The organism is uncultured Aquincola sp., from assembly GCF_964001545.1.
Lineage (GTDB): Bacteria > Pseudomonadota > Gammaproteobacteria > Burkholderiales > Burkholderiaceae_C > Aquincola.
The window spans coordinates 1-2,569 of record NZ_CAXFDV010000487.1 but is presented as its reverse complement, the minus strand read 5'-3'; the positions used below and the strand labels follow the sequence as shown (position 1 = coordinate 2,569).

3 protein-coding genes are annotated in these 2,569 nt (G+C 69.5%); 1 reads left to right on the top strand and 2 read right to left on the bottom strand.

What is annotated here, in order from left to right; genetic code table 11:
• Positions 1-61: 61 nt before the first annotated feature.
• Together ABNT58_RS16660 and ABNT58_RS16655 are read right to left on the bottom strand one after the other, a co-directional pair.
• On the bottom strand, positions 62-1,105 hold the full coding sequence (locus ABNT58_RS16660; RefSeq protein ID WP_348754570.1) for a YncE family protein: 1,044 nt from the start codon (positions 1,103-1,105) through the stop codon (positions 62-64).
• Between the two features lie 236 nt (positions 1,106-1,341).
• A complete protein-coding gene (locus tag ABNT58_RS16655; protein WP_348754569.1) occupies positions 1,342-2,160 on the bottom strand; it encodes a TIGR00266 family protein in 819 nt (272 codons plus the stop codon).
• Between the two features lie 81 nt (positions 2,161-2,241).
• Here ABNT58_RS16655 and ABNT58_RS16650 point away from each other — a divergent pair.
• On the top strand, positions 2,242-2,569 hold a 328-nt coding region (locus tag ABNT58_RS16650; protein WP_348754568.1), incomplete at its 3' end, for a helix-turn-helix domain-containing protein.

Sequence of the window (2,569 nt, the reverse complement as noted above, 5' to 3'; positions counted from 1 at the left end):
GGGTGTGGCCGCCAGCACTGGCAGCGCAGCCGCCAGTGCAAGGGCCAGCGCAACAGCGGTGCTAGATGCGGCCCGCATGCGCCAGCGTCCACACGCCGTGGGGCGACTTGCCCACCGGCACCTGCCGCACCACCTCGCGCCGGGTGATATCGATGAACGTGAGCTTGCGCGCCCAGCGCGAGGTGACCAGCAGCGTGCGGCCGTCGTTCAGCATTTCCATGCAGTCGGGGCCGCCGGGCGCGGGGTAGTGCTCCACCACCGTCAGCGTGTGGGTGTCGATCAGGCTGATGGTGTTGGCCACCCGGTTGCTGACGAACAGGTGCCGGCGGTCGCCCCGGGCGCGGAAGGCATGGGCGCCGGCCGCCGTCTTGATGCGCTTGACCAGCCTGGGCTGGGCGCCCGAGACGTCGTAGCACTCGACGAATTCGTCGCCGGTCAGCGCCACCAGCAGCGTGCGATCGTCGGCCGTCAAAAACACGTCGGCCGGCATCTTGCCGATGTTGATCTTCCAGCGCGGGGTCTGCGTGGCGATGTCGATGGCCATCAGTTCGTCGCTGTCCTGCATCGACGAGTAGATGACGGTGCTGCGGCTGTCGATCGACAGGTGGCTGGGCGTGCGGCTGGCCGGCACCCGCTTGACCAGGGCCAGCGGCTGCGCGGCATTGGCCGGCTGCCAGCGGTACAGGTCGATGTGGTTGAGCCGGTTGGCCGCGGTGACGAACCACTTCATGTCCGGCGAAAAGCGCAGGTGGTACGGATCGATGATGTCGGTGACCACCCGCTGCACCAGGCCGGTGGCGGGGTCGATGAAGGTGAGCGAATCGCTCAGCGCATTGGCCACCACCACCGACTTCTCGTCGGGCGTGAGGTACAGGTGGTGCGGCTCCTTGCCGGTGGGCAGGCGGCGGATCTCGCCGAAGGTGGCGGGGTCGATCACGCTGACGTTGGCGTCCAGCGAATTGAGCACCAGGATGGGCCCGCTGCCCGCTGCGGGCGCGGCGCCGACACCGGCCGCGGCGGGCGCCGTGCCCGTGGCCGCCGCCCTGGCTACCGGCACCGCGCCGGCAGGCGCCTGCGGCCGCAGCGAGGCATGGCTGCTGCGCATGCCGACAACACCCAGGGCCGCCACCCCGGCCGCGGCACCCGCGGCCAGCACCTTGCGCCGGTTCAGCGGCAAGGCCAGATCATTCAATTTCACGCATGCACCACCCCACGCAGGGGTGCCTTTTAGCAACCCGCTAGTGTAAGGCGCGGGGCTGCCGGGCAGCCCTTTGACAGGCTGTCGGCAGCGGGTCTGTTCCCAGGTTTACCCGTCGGAAACGTGGGAGCGTCTTGGGCGCGTCAATCGTCGTCGCCGCCGCCCAGGATGCCGCCCAGCAGCCCGCCGGCGGCCACGCCACCGAGCAGCGAGCCTTCTTCGCGGCCGCCACCGCCGCGCTGCGGCGCCGCCGCGAAGATGCGCGAGGCCAGGCGCGACAGCGGCAGGCTTTGCAGCCACACCGTGCCGGGGCCGGTGAGCTTGGCGAAGAACAGGCCCTCGCCGCCGAACAGCGCCGTCTTGATCTTGCCGACGTACTGGATCTCGAAGCTGACGCTGGGCGTGTAGGCCACCACGCAGCCGGTGTCCACCAGCAGGGTTTCGCCCGGCTGCAGCTCGCGCTTGACCACGGTGCCGCCGGCGTGCACGAAGGCCATGCCGTCGCCATCCAGCCTTTGCATGATGAAGCCCTCGCCCCCGAAGAAGCCGACGGACAGCTTCTGCTGCAGCGCGATGCCCAGCGACACCCCGCGCGCGGCACACAGGAAGGCGTCCTTCTGGCAGATCAGCGTGCCGCCCAGGCGGCTCAGGTCCATCGCCATGATCTTGCCGGGATACGGCGAGGCAAACGCCACGCGGCGCTTGACGCTGCTTTCGTTGGTGTAGATGGTGGTGAACAGCGATTCGCCGGTGACCAGCCGCTTGCCGGCGCCCAGCAGCTTGCCGAAGAAGCCGCCCTGGTTCTTGGAGCCGTCGCCGAACACCGTGTCCATGCCGATGCCGGCGTCCATGAACATCATGCTGCCGGCTTCGCCGATGGCGGCTTCGCCGGGGTCGAGCTCGACCTCGACGAACTGCATCTCGGCGCCCTTGATCTCGTAGTCGACGACGTCCATGGCCATGGTGCTGGCTCCTGTCTCTGGCAAGAGGTGGTTGAAACGGGCGCGATGGTACCCAAGCGACGCTGCCGATAATGCGCCCCGATGACCGCCCTGCCGTCCCCCGCCCCGTCGTCCTCCGACATCACCGAGCCGCCGCTGGCCGAAGAAGGCCCCAAGCCGGGCCCGACGCCGGGTGATACCTACGTCCAGTCCTTCGCCCGCGGGCTGGCCGTCATCCGCTCTTTCAGCGCCGAGGCGCCCAGCCAGACGCTGACCGAGGTGGCCACCCGCACCGGCCTCACCCGCGCCGGCGCACGCCGCATCCTGCTGACGCTGGAAGGCCTGGGCTACGTGGAGGCGCAAGGCCGGCAGTTCCGCCTCACGCCCAAGATCCTGGACCTGGGCTTTGCCTACCTGTCGTCGCTGCCGC